Genomic DNA, 16,460 nt, shown 5'->3' on the forward strand with positions numbered 1-16,460 from the left:
CCTCCTGTACAAAAAAATGTATGATTCCCTGTATGTACCCGTATCCCCTGTGTTCTAGTTCTCTGCTACGATCTTACCGTTGCAGATCGTGTAATGAAGCTTTCCCGGAAGTGTCCAACCAAAAAACGGTGAATTCAAGGCTTTGGAATGGAAATGTTCAACGGTCCATTCTTCATTTTCTCCAAATATCACAATATCAGCCGGCGCTCCCGCCTGGATGCTGCCCGGTGTCATCCGGTAGAACTCCATCGGGTTCTTACTCATCAGCTCCATAAGCTTCATAAGTGTGATGTAGCCCGGCTGTACCAGTGAACGGATTCCCAGTGCCAGTGATGTCTCAAGGCCTGTGATCCCACTCGGTGCCTGTGCCATCGGACGTGCCTTTTCTTCTGCACTGTGCGGTGCATGATCGGTTACGATCATATCGATCGTGCCGTCCTGAATACCTTCAATGATCTTCAACCGGTCCGCTTCTTCTCTGACCGGTGGGTTCATTCTTGCCATTGTTCCATAGGTCAGAACTGCATCCTCTGTCAGTGTAAAATGATGTGGTGTTGCTTCTGCATGAACATCCGCACCAAGCTTCTTTGCCAGCCTTACTAACTCAACGGAATTTCCGGAACTGATATGCTGAATACAGACAGATGCTCCTGTATGAAGGGCAAGGATACAGTCTCTTGCGACCATGACATCCTCTGCTGTTCTGGAAGCCCCACCATAGCCAAGCTGCTCGGATACTGCTCCCATATTCACACCTGCACCTTTTACAAATGCAGGATCTTCTTCATGCAGACTAATCGGCAGATCAAGCGCTTTCGCACGAAGCATTGCCTCCGTTAAGACTTCTTCATCCATGATCGGGATACCATCATCTGTAAATCCGGCAGCACCATGTTCTGCCAGCAGTTCCATATCTACAAGTTCTTTTCCCTTCAGATCCTTTGTAACGGTCGCCGTCTGGATCACATGGATCCCGGTCGTTTCCCCTTTTCTCTGAATATACTCAAGTGTCTCTACATTATCAACTGCCGGCTTCGTATTTGCCATACAGATAACCGTCGTAAATCCGCCATAAGCGGCAGCCTCTGCTCCGGTCTCGATGTCCTCTTTATAAGTAAAGCCCGGATCTCTGAAATGTACATGTGTATCGACCAGCCCCGGTGCAACCACCAGACCTTCCGCATCGATCACGCAAACATCATCTGTACCATACTTTTCCCTGCATGCTTCCGGATCTATCTGCTGTTCCACTTCTGTGATCACCGCACCATCAACCAGCACATCCAGCTTCCGATCTGTATTTGTCACAGGATCAACGACCCTGCCGTTCTTTATTAATAACATGCAATATCCTCCTGATATATACTATCCGCAGGCATGTGCCATATCTCACTTCCATCCTGAGACTCTCTTTATGCTATACCTGGTCCACCTGCCTGCAATGCCAGTTTACCACAACCTGTCTTTTCAACACAACCGCCTTTTTGCTCTTATCTTATATCTGCTGTAACATCTCAATTATATGAACGCAACAAGCATTTCCGGTTCTTACCCCGTAACCGGCATTGCTTCCACATAATCCCCCTTCATGAGACACTCACGAAGTTTTTCGTTATGCGAAACACATTGCCATCGTCTGCGGGTGCTTGTTTGAGCTATAATACTGGGCGAAAAAGAATAATTGCGAACTTCTCAGCTTAAATTATGAATGAGTTCGTTGAATTACCGAGACAGGGGCATTTGAGGTCGCCGGTCCTTAGATGGCGCATATGCGGCATCTTAGTACCGCTGCAGACCGAAACGAGCGAAAGCGTCCCCTGCTTGGTAATATCAAGCGAGCTCATTCACATTAAAACTTATATGTTCGCAATTACTACTCTCTGTTCTTCAGCACTTCAGCAGGCACCATCTTGCGGATTCTGCGGATCAGCAGATGGTTGATGATGAAGTACAGGATCAGGATACCTGCGAAGATGGCAAGGTACATCCAGAATGGGAAGGACTTGTCGATACCGCAGGCAATATTCGGAACAAAGGCAGGCTCATAAGCCACATCCATGATCCATTTGGTCAGTGGAATCGAAATCAATGCTCCTATCGTTATGATATAGAAATTACCATCCAGATACATCTTCTTCACTTCCTTATTCCGGTATCCGAAGATCTTAATCAACGCAATGTTGAAAGAAGACCGATCTATCATAACCTTCATCATCAGATACATAACAACAATGAAGATCAGAACAGATACTCCTCCAATTGTAAGGATCATTCCCTGCATTATATCCGAGAAGATACCGGCAGCCTTCTTCACATCGGTCTTTGTCGTTGTTGCATATAATCTTCCGGTCTCGACATCGAGTGCATGGTCGGAAAATACAACATTGAAATAATCCTCCGGTTCGTCGAATAACTCAAGCGCCTTGTCATATGGCATAAATACCATAAAGGATGGAGCATACTGCGCAACAGATGCGATCTCAAATGCATAGATCTTATCTGCTTCATCATCCTTTAGTGTCAGAGTATCACCAACATCCAGACCGTATTTGTAAGCGATCGAAGAACTGATCGCAACCTTACTGGATGAATCTGACAGATCCACATCAAAGAACGGATTATTCTCTGTCAGTCCCATAACTGTTATGTCAAAGTTGTAACCGTAAATTTTCTTTTTCAGTGTCTTTGCATATGCCTCATATCCACCTTCCGGAACTTCCTCTGTCGGATATTTGTAGGTATACATATACTCATACTTTGTATCATTTACATAATCACGATTTACATTCGCACAGTAAGTATATATCTCCAGTGACATCATCGCCAGCAGAAGACTTACAAACATTCCAAATACTACCGTAAATCCGGTACGGCTCTCACGAAGCATCTGGCGGATCTTGAACAGATTCATGAAGCTCATATTTCCAAGCTTTATATCCTTACCATTACCAACCTTCTGCTCATTCCTGATCATTGTAAGAACCGGCTTCGACAGCCTCTTTCGGATAACCAGTGAATTAACGATTATAGAAATAACCGGTGGAACCACGATTCCATAAATGAACAGATATGGCATATAGATAACATCCAGATCCGGAAGGGAATAATAGTTGTAGCAGTCCTGCATCTGGATCGGCACACCAAGGCTTGAATATCCAAGCAGTGTTCCGATCAGACCTGAAACAAATGTGATCACAGTCGGGAGTGTTACATAATGTGCCATCAGATTCTTTCTCTTTACCCCAAGTGCATATAACGCACCAATAACGGCACTTTCCTGATCGATCGAATGTACAACGAACACTGATAATACATAAGAGATCAGGATCAACAGGATCGCACCTGCGATCGTACCAACGCTCCGGTATAATTCCTGATCACCGGAAGCCGCCTGAATTCTCGCATTATCCCCTGCCTTTACAAAAGTCATAAGGTTCTGTGCATCCTCTGAGAAGATGTCATCGATCATATCATCTGTCTCATCCTTTAACTCCTGAATACCATCCAGCAGTTCATTGGAACCATCTTCAGCTTCTTTTGTTCCGTCTGTATATTCTATAATTCCATCTTCAAATGCCTTAAGCTCCTTTAACTCTTTTGCTCCATCTAACAGCTCCTGAATACCATCTGTCAGATCGTCCTTCTTTCCCATCGTACGATCCCAGTATTCCTGAAAAAATGGATCTTCTACATCTCCGGATGTAAATTCCAGCTCCTCCAAGCGGTCTTTTAATTCATCATCCGTCATAGCACCATTTAACCGGTATGCATAATAATATTCCTCTGACTTTATACTTTTTTCTTCCGCACGAAGTGTATCGTATACATCAGCTGCAACAAATCCCGTACCAAAATGCAGGCAGTCGCATCCGGTATCTCCCAGAGATTTTAATACGTTATCATAATCCGGTGTTGTACCGATTCCGGTAACGGTAAATTCCCGTCCGCCAAATGTAATCACATCACCTGCTGATATATCATTCTTCTCTGCAAACTGGCGTTCTACCACCAGCTCATTTCCCTTTTCTGCAAGTGTGCCCTTTACCAGATCGATCCTGTTGACCTCATCCCTGTTTGCAAAGATACGGATCGTGTGATCTTCGTCAATCTCATAGTCCATATAGAACTGTGGCTCGATCGTCACTCCATCCGCCTCCAAATCTTCCATTTCTTCATCCTTCATCGGTACAAACAGTGAAAAATCTCCATCCTCAACACACTGTCTGCTGTCAGCATTCTCACTTCCGCGAATGATCGTTTCTGCCGCACCGACCAGACTGACTACCAGATACATGGCAAGTATGATCAGAAGGGACAATGCCAGATATCTTGGAAGGTTGCTTTTGAAATCTCTCCAAATCCTTTTTCTCAATACTTTCTGCATCTTATAAATCCTCCAATTCTGCTGCCGGTACCTTTGTCTCATTGTAATAATCTTTCCTGATCTGACCATCCTTTACGATCACGACCTGATCGACCATATTCTTAATGGAATTATTATGCGTTACGATCAGCATTGTCGTTCCATAGGTCGCATTGATCTTCTCCAGAAGGATCAGGATATCCCTTGATGTCTTGGAATCGAGTGCTCCAGTCGGTTCATCACATAAGAGCAGCTTCGGATTTTTGATCAGTGCTCTTGCGATCGCACATCTCTGCTGCTGACCACCTGACAACTGTGCCGGAAACTTATTCTGATGCTCTGTCAGTCCCAGTATCTCAAGCAGCTCATCCATATTAAGCGGCTGATCTGTCAGATATTCACAGATCTGTATATTCTCCCGCACGGTAAGGTTCGGTACCAGATTATAGAACTGGAAGATAAATCCCAGATAATCTCTTCGGTAGTCAGATAATTCATCTGCTTTCATGCCTGCGATCTCGGTTCCGTCTACCTTGATCGAACCGGATTCGATCGTATCCAGTCCACCGATACAGTTCAATAACGTAGACTTACCGGAACCACTGGTTCCCTGAATGACACACATATCGCCCTGCTTTACCTGAAGGGATACTCCCTTTAAAACCTGTATGTAGCTTCCACCTTCTCCATAACTTTTTTTTACATCTGATACCTCTAAATACATACTCGCTTCCTCCTGTTATTTTTTCGCTTACATAACACCGTTATGTTGTTATCATTTTTTTAGCTATGCAAAATAAAATTTCACATAGCTTTTTGTTATCTATTCATCTCTCTGAAACAGTGCATACCATCCGGCAAGCAGATATTTCAATATGTCTCCCAGATGGGCAACTGCTTTTTCTTCATCGGATTCATGTGTCAGCAGATGGACAAATGCATCGATCTGCATATGTGCCATCCAGTGTATCGTATAATCATCCGGTGCAGCAACTCCACACACCTTTGCCTGTGCGTCTGCCAGCATCCGGTAATTCTTCTCTGTAAATGCCACAAATTCATCAATACATCCTGCAAGACTTGATCCCTGACTCTTTGTCAGCAGAAGCTGTACCCGGTCATAATTCTGATACAGTTCATGAATGATCCGCCGGGATGCATAGATGTCATCGCTGAAATCATCCTTCCCCTCCTGAAGCTCGCCTTTTACCTCCTGCAACTCCTGCTGCATATGTGCTTCCATCATCGTACGGATACTTCCAAGCACCGGTGCCACCAGTGAAGCAAATATATCATCTTTATCTTTAAAGAAGAAATATAATGCACCGGTCGTCACACCTGCATTCTTACAGATATTACGGAGGGATGCACCCTGATAGCCCTTCTCCATAAATTCATGCTCTGCACTTGCAAGCAGCTTTTCTTTTGTCTCCCGATCGTCCTTCATCTCATCTCACCACCAGTTTTATTCCATTTCAACATATGAACAGTCATTCACATAACATCGTTATGTTACATCTAAACTGTATATATGTCAACCCCTTTTTTATATAATAGCCTCTGTATTTCCGGCTAAACATTAAATCTGCCTGACGCCTTTCCATGCTGCAACAGGCATTTCCGGTTCATATAACATAATTGCCGTTGCTTCCGTATAATAAAACCTCTACATGACGACATTCACGCAGTTTTTCGTTATGCGAAACACATTGCCAACACCTGCGGGTGCTTGTTTGAGCTCGAAGAGCGAGTTAGCACGGAGCAGGTGTGAATCAGGCATGTGTTTCAAATAGAAAAACAAGTGCGTCTCATGTAGAGATTTTATCAAGAGGAAGTAATCGGCATATTCAGAATATAAAACCGGAAATGCACTTAGTACACATTAAAAGGGCTCCGGCATATATTCAAGGATTGATTCATTGAAAAACATGCGAAACCGGAGCCCCTATGTCAAACTATATTCTTTTTTCCTACTTCGGATGTCCTAACAAGGTATCCTTTTGTCTTAAATCGTGAACAAAATCCAACCAATGCTTTTTATAGGGCAAACGATTTTCATTTATTAATTACTTGCTGATCGAATCTGTCTTGATGATGAACTTAACGCTACCTTTCATATCATCTGAGATTCCACCGAAGGATTCATAAGCTTCACCGGCCTTGATGACCTTATCGCACTTTTCTGACAGAGAATCCAGATCCTTTTCTGCATCATTTACTGCATCAACGACCTTATCTGTACCATCTGATAATTGCTTGCTGCCATCCTTTAAGTCACCACTTGCATCTGTCAGCTTTGATGCGCCATCCTTTAATGTGCCTGCTCCTTCTTTCAGAGTATTTGCACCCTTTGTAAGGCTGCCTGCACCACCATTCAACTTAACCATACCATTATACAGATCAGAAGTGCCTGTATATACCTTGCCAAGGCCTGTGTTCAGTGCTGATGCACCAGTTGCCAGGGCGTCTACACTCTTCTTCAGAGTTGTGATCTGTCCGGAGAATGAACTCAGCTTGCCAAGTACCAGATTCGCACCATAGGAAAGACCATCCTGATATGCTGTTGCATATCCCGACTTATAACCTTCTACATAAGCTGTACCATATGCAGACTGATAAGCTGTACCATACGCACTGCCATAACCTGCTGTGAAAGCATTGGTATATGCTGTACCGTATGCTGTGCTGTAGCCGGATGTATAAGCTGTGCCATAAGCTGTACCGTAACCGGATTTGTAACCGGAACCATAAGCTGTACCATATCCTGACTTATAAGCTGCTCCATATACATCACCATATGCAGTTGCAAACGCTCCCTGTAATGCCTGCATTGTTGCATCATCTGGCTGGGAACCTGTCATCTGTGTATAAGCAGATACAAATTCCTGGAAATAAGTTGCAAACTGACCGGATGCTTCCGATGCTACTGTTGATGATGAAGGTGCTGCTGCCTGTGCCTCTGCTGCTACCGTAGAAGCGGAAGGTGCTGCTGCCTGTGCTTCTGCTGCAACTGTATCAGCGGAAGGTGCTGCTGCCTGTGCCTCTTTTACAACGGATTCCTTAGAAGGTGCTGCTGCTTTACCATTCTTCTGTGCCTCTGCTGTTACAGCATCCTTATCAACACCATCTGCAATCTTATCCTTGTTTGCTGTCAGGTTATTTGTAATATTCTCTGTGATCGTGCTCTTGATTGCTTTCTTTTCTTTATCACTTAATTCTGTCTTGGTTGGAAGTTCGATTCCCTTTACGGCTTTGTTTAATGTTGCAAGCCCGTCGCTGATCTGCTTGGAACCGGATAAGATACCATTTTCACCTTCGAATGCTGCTTTTAATGTGCCGGCACCTGTTGTTGCAGAATCAACACCCTGTGCCAGAGTTAAGGAACCCTGATATAAGCTGTCCGCGCCATCTTTTACCTGACCAATACCATCGGATACGGAAGATACACCATCTGTATATTCTGTAATTCCTTCAACGAGGGAATTCATACCATCGCTATATGTGTCGATCAGTTCGTTGATATCAGATTCAGCATCCTTCAGATCCTTGTTATCGCTGTCCTTGGATAAGAATCCGGTAGAAGCAACTGTCATTGTCATGTCCAGAGAGAAATCTGTACAGTCTGCTGTAACCTCAAAGTAATCCGGAATCTCAACATCTAACTTCTGCAGATCCAGGCTGTCCTGAAGGCCGGGCATACCCATACCAACAACGATACTGTTGTTTCCATCATTTACAACCTGACCATTCTCAACCTTGATATCTGAGAATTTGTCATTTGATAAGATCATACCGGTCGCCATCAGGAAAGGAGTATATACATCTCCACTCTTTGAATTATTGACATATTCAAATCTCATCTTTACCTTGCCGCTCTTGCCTGCCAGCTGATCCGGTGTGATCTCCTGATCATCCAGATAATAAGTAACTTTAACTTCTACAGGAACCTGCTCCTCTGACTTGCCCTGATAATAAATGGAATTGCCATCTGCCTTCCATACAAGTTCTCCATTATTCTCTGTAAATGTCTCGTCGCCTTTTACATTCTCGATATCAGTCAGGTTACTGCTATCCTTAATGGTTGCCTCACCATCTGTGTTCTTTAACCACTCACTGACGATAACGTCCTGCTTATTACCTGCTGCATCAGCAATAACGTAAACGGTTTCATCTTTATCACTGTCTGTATTCTCGGAAAGTCCGACAGAATTCTCAAGTACATCTGACAATTCTTCATCGCTCTTACTCATGATCTCCGGGTTCTCTAATGTCTGTACATCTCCTGTTGCTGTACTGCCACAGCCTGTAACGGATAACATCATTGCACCACTCAGAGCGATCGCCATAAATCTTTTTCTTGCTTTCATATTTTTATAACTCATACTAATTACCTCCTAATTTACTACTGCCGGTCAGCAGGACCATTGGAATCATTATTTACATCTATATATTTATCATCGTCACTGTAACTGTCATCAAAATCATAGTTATCAAAGTTTCCGGATTTCTTCTTTGCAAATGGTCTGTCTTCATTCAGGAAATCATCATCATCTGCCGTTTTCTGTTCCGAAGCCGGATCAACATTTCCCGCTCCGGCATAAGCTACTTTCTGTTTGCCGGTAATACCCTTGAATCCGATTGTTGTATGGATGATCAGCTTATCGAATAACATCAACGCTGCAGGAAGCAGGAAGATGACGACAAACATACTGATGATAGCTCCTCTTGCCATCAACGTACATAAAGAACTGATCATATCGATCTCTGAGTAACAGCCAACACCGAAGGTTGCGGCAAAGAAGCTTAATGCGCTTACGATAATGGAAATCATAGATGTCTGAAGTGCAACTGTAACTGCTTCTTTCTTAGCAAGGCCATTACTTCTCTCTCTCTTATATCTTGTTGTCATCAGGATCGCATAGTCAACGGTAGAACCAAGCTGGATCGTACCGATAACGATGGATGCGATGAATGGTAATGTTGTATTTGTAAATGCAGGAATACCCATATTGATAAAGATTGCAAATTCGATTACACATACCAGAATGATCGGAAGTGATACGGATTTGAAGACGAATAATATGATCAGCAGGATAACACCGATGGATACGGTACTTACTGTGTTAAAATCCTTATCTGTGATCTCGATCAGATCCTTTGTACAAGGAGCTTCACCGATCAGCATACCCTTACTGTCATATTTGTGAAGAATCGTATTGATCTCATCACACTGTGTATTTACTTCATCACTTGCTACTTTGTATTCTGACATGACTAACATCAGCTTCCATTCGCCATTGTCAAGCTTGGATTTCAAATCCTGTGGAATCATACTCTGTGGAATCATAGGACCAACTACAGATTCCAGACCAAGTACAGTCTTAACACCCTTGACAGTCTTAATTTCTGAAATAACTTTATTAATACTCTTTTCATCCAGATTGCTGTCAAGCAGGATCATATGTGTAGAGTTCATATTGAATTCTTCTTCCAGCTTCTGGTTTGCCTGAATACTTGGAAGATCCTCCGGTAATGAGCTGTCGAGGTTATAGTAAACATCTGTATGTGTATAACCATATAACGCAGGAACCAGAAGGATCAGGAATAAGATATGGAAGATCCAGTACTTATTCACGATAAATTTGCTAAGCTTATCAAACTTAGGAAGTAAAGATCTGTGACAGGTCTTTTCAATCGGCTTATCAAAGATCAGGATCATGGATGGGAGTACGGTTACACAACAGATAACACCGATAACGACACCCTTTGCCATAACGATACCAAGGTCAAGGCCTAAGGTAAAGGTCATGAAGCACAGTGCAACGAAACCTGCTACTGTTGTGATCGAACTACCGATAACAGATGAGAAGGTGGAAGCGATCGCATCTGCCATAGCTTCTTTATTCTCTTTGCCATTTACTTTTTTCTCTTCCTGATAACTGTGCCACAGGAAGATCGAGTAGTCCATCGTTACACCCAACTGCAGGACTGCGGTAAGTGCCTGTGTTATGTAAGAGATCTCTCCTTTAAATACATTTGTTCCCAAGTTATATACAATCGCCATACCGATACTTAATAAGAAAAAGATCGGTACGAGGAAGGAATCCATAGTCAGTGATAATACGATCAGCGATAAGATAACTGCTATGGTTACATAGATTGGAACCTCTTTATCACACAGATCCTTGGTATCCGTAACAACGGCTGACATTCCGCTGATGAAACACTGCTTACTTGCAAGCTTTCTGATCTGAGTGATCGCTTCCATTGTCTCATCGGAAGACATTGTTGTTTTAAAGATAATTGCCATCATCGTACAATCATCATTACGATATGCCTCTCTGATATCTTTCGGTAAAATCTCATCCGGAATAGAAATATCCATAATCGAGTCATACCAGATTACAGAATCAACATTGTCTACCTGTTCCATTTGTTTTTTTAATTTGACGACATCTTTATCGTCCATCCCTTCTACCAGGCACAGGGAGAAAGCACCCGTTCCGAAATCATCCGCCAGAATGTCCTGACCTTTCATGGTTTCGATATCCTTTGGTAAATATGAAAGTACATCATAGTTTACTCTGGTTTTCAAGAAACCAATCGCTGCCGGGATCAAAAGCAGGATACTGATAATTAAGATCGGTACACGAAGCTTTACAATCGCCTTTCCAAATTTGTTCATAGAATCAATCCTTTCGTTAATACAAAAAATGAACGGAAACCTTTTTCTTGTTTCCGTTCATAGAATATGATTATTTTGTTTGTTTGTAATTATACAAGATTTTAGGGTTGACAATTTTTTTGACATTTATCCGGAAATGTCAAAACGAATTCTAAAATAAGTATAAAAAAAGCCTGAATACCTGATAAATTCTATCATTTTCTGTACTGTCTGTACACCAAGGTCTGCCCGGCTTCTGCTACTGTCTGTCATGATCGGATATATAGACTGCCTGCTTACACTTCTCAAGCATCTCCCTCATATAATCAGCCAGCTTCTCCGGTGCCATCTTCATGCCACCCTTTGCCCATTCAACGATAATCCCACAGATCCCATATGCGAAGAACCGGGCAAATATACCACGTTCCTCGTTTTTCAGATGAGATTTCTCGTCTAACTTATCAATTGCCTCTTCAAAGGTCTGTTCTGCAACCTCAAGCATATACTGGATAATATAATCCTCTGCATGTTTGATCGTGTTAATATAGAACTTTTTCTCCTCCTGCATCTGTGTGAGGATCGCGCCTAATTTCTCATCCCAGTTCTCTAAGGATATGTCCTCCATATTAGGAGCAAATAATTCATTAAAATAGATCCAGACCAACAGTTCGTATTTATCTTGAAAATGATAGTAAAATGTCTGTCTCTTGATTCCGCATCGGTCTGCAATATCACTGATCGATATTTTGTCATATGGTTTCTCTTTGGTCAGTTCTTTTGCACTTAATGCAATCGCTTTCTTTGTAAGATTTGATTCCGGCATATTCGTATAACTCTTTCTATATAATAATATCCCCATATGTCTAAAATGCAGATTTTCTTCCGCACCTGAAACACATGGAGATAGTATAGCACATCTATTATAACTCGGGCAACATGTCTTTCATGCTGTTTAATCCGATCATCAAGGTTGATGTATTATGCAGAAGTGCAGATGTTGTCGGTGCGATCACACCCGCAACTCCAAGCACGATCAGCCCGGTATTAAACCCTACGATAAAACGATAATTTCTGTGAATCCGTTTCATAAGAAGATTTGCAAGTATCTTCAATGTCACGATCTCATCCAGACTGTCCGCATCGATCGTAATATCTGCAACCTCTCTGGCAATCTCCGCACCATCACTGATCGCGATGCCTGCATCTGCTGCTGAAAGTGCCGGCGAATCATTGATACCATCACCGATCATGATAACCTTTCTGCCTGCTGCCTTCTCTCGATCTACAAATGCAGCCTTATCCTCCGGCAGTACCTCTGAATAATATTCATCGACACCGACATGCTCTGCGATCGCCTTTGCAGTCCGTTCACAGTCACCGGTCATCATAACGACCTTGGAGATTCCAACCGACTTTAACCGTTCTACAATATCTGCAGATTCTTCCCTTAACGGATCCTCAATCAGGATTGCTGCCGCAAGCTCGTTATCGATCGCCAGATAGAGGTGGGAATATTCCGCCGGAAGATTCTCAAATACTTCTTCCATCCCATCCGGTATCGTACATTTTTCGTCCTCAAATACAAAATGATAACTGCCGATGATCGCCTTGGAATCCCCAATTGTTGTCGAGATTCCATGCGCTACGATATATTTTACTTCTGAATGCATCTCTTCATGATCCAGATTTTTTCGTTTTGCCGCATCCACTACGGCTTTTGCGATTGAATGTGGAAAATGCTCTTCCAGACAGGCAGCGATACGAAGCAATTCGTTTTCATTTGTTCCGTTAAAGGAAACGACTCCCGCAACTGTAGGCTGTGCCTTTGTCAGTGTTCCGGTCTTATCAAATACGATCGTATCCGCTTCTGCTACCGCTTCCAGATACTTTCCGCCTTTGACTGTAATCTTACGGTTTCCTGCCTCACGGATCGCCGATAATACCGATACAGGCATAGCAAGCTTCAATGCACAGGAATAATCAACCATCAGGATCGCAAGGGCTTTTGTTACATTTCTTGTAAGCAGATAGGTAAGTATCGTACCGCCTAAGCTGTACGGCACCAAACGGTCTGCCAGATGCTCCGCCTTGCCCTCCAGATTGGATTTCAGTTTCTCAGACTCATCGATCATCTGCGCAATCTTCTCATATCGGCTGGAACCGGATACCTCTTTTACTTCTATTATGAGCGAGCCTTCTTCTACCACTGTTCCGGCATATACGACATTTCCTGCCGTACGTCTGACGGATACGGATTCTCCGGTAAGTGATGCCTGATTCACCATTGCTTCACCATCACAGACAGTTCCGTCAAACGGAATGATCGTTCCGACATTGACAACGACATGATCTCCTTTTGCAATCGTATCAGAATCAACCAATATCTCGTTATTCTCTGTCTTTAACCACACTTTTCCGACATTTAATGACATCGTACGTGCCAGGTCATCGACCGACTTCTTATGTGTCCACTCCTCAAGCAGTTCACCGATTCCGAGCAGGAACATGATCGAACCTGCAGTCTTCATATCCCCTCGTAAGACAGATACTCCAATGGATGTTGCATCCAGCACCGGAACTTCGATCTTGCCCTTTGTCAGAGTCTTAACGCCTTTCCAGATATACTTAACAGACATCAGACCTGTATAAGCTGCTGATATCGGATATGGCAGAAGCCACTTTCTTGCATAATGGAAGATAATCTTATCGATCAGCTTCTCCTGATACATCGCATTCGTCTCTCTGCCGCTTCGTTCCAGATAACCATTTGGGACTTTTACATCTTCATAATGAAATCTGCGAAGTCTGTCGATAATGATATCCGGATTTCCCGTATAACAGATCACTGCATCCGCCGTCCGGTCATACACCTTTGCCGAGCTGACCGGTTCAAAAGACTCCAGATAATATAAAAGAATATCAGCTTCTTCATATGACATATGATTCTGACACATATGCACACGCAGTCTGCCCTTCATCTTATCTTTTATTATGAATTTCAATTCAGCTCATCCTCTTATCTAAATTTTTCTTATGCCTCTACTGCTTCTGTATTTTCTGCTGCAGCTTCACATGCGCACTCAGCAGTTTCTTCTGCTGTCTCTGCAGGAATATCTTCTACAACGACATCTTCTTCTGCTTCACGATCTGCATTGATCTGCTTAGCGCCCTGGTAAATGTCATCTACATTTTCCTGAATGGTTGTAGCTGTGTTCATAACACACTTCTTTGCACGAAGAGCCGCTGCTGTACAGTTTGTGTAAACCTTCTTTGCATCCTTGCTTGATAATACCTTGATACCTGCCGTACCAAACAATAAACCTGCTGCAAATATTCCAACTTTCTTAATATCCATGATAATTTACCTCCTGATTGTATTAATATATTTTGAAGCACATTATAGCATCATTTCTTTTTTTTGCATGTATATTATCATTTTATTCACATATTTTTTACATCTGATCATTCGCAAACATGTACACTTGTTCTACTCGTGAACTATCATCTTATGTTGTCTGTAAAACCTTCGATAAAACATAAATCCTACTATAGTAGTGATTACCTCTGTAATCGGGAAAGTCAGCCAGAAATACACAAATCCGAATCTGGAAAACAGATATCCAAGCGGTACAAATAAGAACACCGTTCTCATAATGGTTAGAAATGAACTCTTAAAGGCTTCGCCGGTTGCCTGCAAAAAGACCGGATAAATCTGCGCACCTACCATCGGTATAAAGCTGATCCCAATAAATCGGAATCCCTGCACTCCGATACGGATAACTTCGCTGTCCTTCGTAAACACAGAAAGCATAGGTTCCGGAATAAATTCAAAGCATAACGTTCCGATGAACATCAATGCAATTCCCCATATAAAGGCAACCGTCATCGTATGTTTACAACGATCAATACTCTTTGCCGCATAGTTATAGCTAATGATGGGTACAATGCAGGTCTGAAGAGCACCCAGTGGTATAAAGAAAAATGTCTGCCATTTGTAATACAATCCAAGTGCTGTCACTGCCTCATCGGAAAATCCTGCAAGGATCATATTTAATCCAAATATGTAAAATGTATACGTTGCCTGCATGATGATATTCGGAATTCCAAGCGCATAGATCCTGCGGATATCCTCTGGATATTTGCAAAGAGACGGCGAACGATGAAATCCCTTCTTCATAACAAGAAGTGCCGCTACAACCTGTCCTGTGATCGTTGCAAATGCAGCTCCTGCTATTCCAAGCTTTGGTATACCAAAAAGCCCAAAGATCAAAATCGGATCTAACACAATATTCGTGATAGCTCCTGTGATCTGTGCGATCATCGGTGTCTTCATATCTCCGTTTGCCTGAAGTACCTTTGTCCATATGCTCTCTGTAAACAATCCAATGCTGCCCACGCACACAATCCTTCCGTAGGTAATTACATCAGCAATTACTGTATCCGAATTTGTCTGCAACCGTGCATATGCAGGCATCAACAGATAACAGCTTACTGCAAATAAGATCCACATAATGATCGCCAGACTAAAGCCGATGCCTGCTACCTCATCCGCCTTCTTATACCTCTTTATTCCCAGAAAATGTGCAATATTTGTATTAATTCCAACACCGGTTCCAACTGCCAGTGCGATCATCAGAAGCTGAACAGGATAAATGATCGATAACGCCGTCAGACCGCTCTCTGAGTATTTCCCGACAAATAAACTGTCTACTATATTATAAAGAGCCTGTATCAACTGTGCCAGCATGACAGGCGGTGCGATTTTAAAAAAGATCTTATTGATCTTTTCTGTGCCGTAAAAACTACTGTTTGTTTCCATCTCTGCTGCCTCCTGCCTCCTGCTCTACACAAGAAGCCAATATTTCCTGGTATTCCTTCATAAGCTCTGTCAGCATCTGCATCTTCTCATAGCCAAATCGTTTTACAGATGCTTCTTCTATAGAAGCTAGCGAACAGAAAAATATCTCTGCATATTTCCTGCCCTTCTCTGTCAATACAAATGCTTTTTCCCGTCCTTCTCCTTTTTCCGGTTCCAGAATCAGATAGCCCTGTTCACGCATCCTTGAAATTACATTATGTATCGTCTGACGCGGAAGCAGATAATTGTCACATACCTGTTTTTGAGTGCAGTATCCGTTCTCGCGTATCGTATAAAGTACCAGCATCTCATTATAATTAATGTTGTGTCTGCGAGACCAGTCTGCATACACTCCACGCAGCTTTATGATACTGTGATTGGATGCATTTATAATCTGCAAAGTCTTTCGATCCATATTATTATCTTCCTCTCTTTCATAATCCCAAATGGGATTATAACAGAAATAAAAGCACTGTCAATCCATATTTTCTGAATCGCGTACAATAATTCTGTACCTTTATTTAAAATCAGATTATGGCATACCAAAACTGCCGGCAGATTTTTATCTGCCGGCA

Annotated in this window: 11 protein-coding genes; all 11 read right to left on the bottom strand. The window is 42.6% G+C overall.

Annotation, left to right across the window (positions count from 1 at the left end; translation table 11 throughout):
- Nucleotides 1–54: 54 nt before the first annotated feature.
- The 11 genes from DWY07_RS02110 to DWY07_RS02160 all read right to left on the bottom strand — a co-directional run bounded on the left by DWY07_RS02110 (nucleotide 55) and on the right by DWY07_RS02160 (nucleotide 16,300).
- The gene (locus DWY07_RS02110; protein ID WP_117822094.1) at nucleotides 55–1,344 is read right to left on the bottom strand and encodes a dihydroorotase; all 1,290 of its coding nucleotides are present in this window, start codon (nucleotides 1,342–1,344) and stop codon (nucleotides 55–57) included.
- A gap of 529 nt (nucleotides 1,345–1,873) precedes the next feature.
- Complete coding sequence (locus DWY07_RS02115) at nucleotides 1,874–4,384, bottom strand: ABC transporter permease (RefSeq protein WP_021944943.1); 2,511 nt, start codon at nucleotides 4,382–4,384, stop codon at nucleotides 1,874–1,876.
- Between the two features lies 1 nt (nucleotide 4,385).
- Entirely contained in the window at nucleotides 4,386–5,087 is a 702-nt protein-coding gene (locus tag DWY07_RS02120; protein WP_021944944.1) for an ABC transporter ATP-binding protein, read from the bottom strand.
- Between the two features lie 99 nt (nucleotides 5,088–5,186).
- The gene (locus DWY07_RS02125) at nucleotides 5,187–5,810 is read right to left on the bottom strand and encodes a TetR/AcrR family transcriptional regulator (protein WP_021944945.1); all 624 of its coding nucleotides are present in this window, start codon (nucleotides 5,808–5,810) and stop codon (nucleotides 5,187–5,189) included.
- A gap of 619 nt (nucleotides 5,811–6,429) precedes the next feature.
- Nucleotides 6,430–8,745: a hypothetical protein gene (locus tag DWY07_RS02130; RefSeq protein ID WP_117822095.1), complete on the bottom strand. Its 2,316-nt coding sequence runs from the start codon at nucleotides 8,743–8,745 to the stop codon at nucleotides 6,430–6,432.
- Between the two features lie 20 nt (nucleotides 8,746–8,765).
- Nucleotides 8,766–11,048, bottom strand: a complete 2,283-nt coding sequence (locus tag DWY07_RS02135; RefSeq protein WP_021944947.1) for an efflux RND transporter permease subunit — start codon at nucleotides 11,046–11,048, stop codon at nucleotides 8,766–8,768.
- 238 nt (nucleotides 11,049–11,286) lie between these two features.
- Nucleotides 11,287–11,850, bottom strand: coding sequence for a TetR/AcrR family transcriptional regulator C-terminal domain-containing protein (locus DWY07_RS02140; protein WP_021944948.1), 564 nt, complete (start codon nucleotides 11,848–11,850; stop codon nucleotides 11,287–11,289).
- Nucleotides 11,851–11,947: 97 nt separating this feature from the next.
- Nucleotides 11,948–14,029, bottom strand: coding sequence for a heavy metal translocating P-type ATPase (locus DWY07_RS02145; RefSeq protein ID WP_117822096.1), 2,082 nt, complete (start codon nucleotides 14,027–14,029; stop codon nucleotides 11,948–11,950).
- Nucleotides 14,030–14,058: 29 nt separating this feature from the next.
- The gene (locus DWY07_RS02150) at nucleotides 14,059–14,382 is read right to left on the bottom strand and encodes a DUF6110 family protein (protein ID WP_021944950.1); all 324 of its coding nucleotides are present in this window, start codon (nucleotides 14,380–14,382) and stop codon (nucleotides 14,059–14,061) included.
- Nucleotides 14,383–14,514: 132 nt separating this feature from the next.
- Complete coding sequence (locus DWY07_RS02155) at nucleotides 14,515–15,846, bottom strand: MATE family efflux transporter (RefSeq protein WP_021944951.1); 1,332 nt, start codon at nucleotides 15,844–15,846, stop codon at nucleotides 14,515–14,517.
- Nucleotides 15,830–16,300, bottom strand: a complete 471-nt coding sequence (locus DWY07_RS02160) for a MarR family winged helix-turn-helix transcriptional regulator (protein WP_021944952.1) — start codon at nucleotides 16,298–16,300, stop codon at nucleotides 15,830–15,832. Before DWY07_RS02160 ends, DWY07_RS02155 begins: the two co-directional genes overlap by 17 nt.
- Nucleotides 16,301–16,460: the final 160 nt, after the last annotated feature.

This window comes from Clostridium sp. AF23-6LB, assembly GCF_003461085.1.
Classification (GTDB): domain Bacteria; phylum Bacillota; class Clostridia; order Lachnospirales; family Lachnospiraceae; genus Coprococcus; species Coprococcus ammoniilyticus.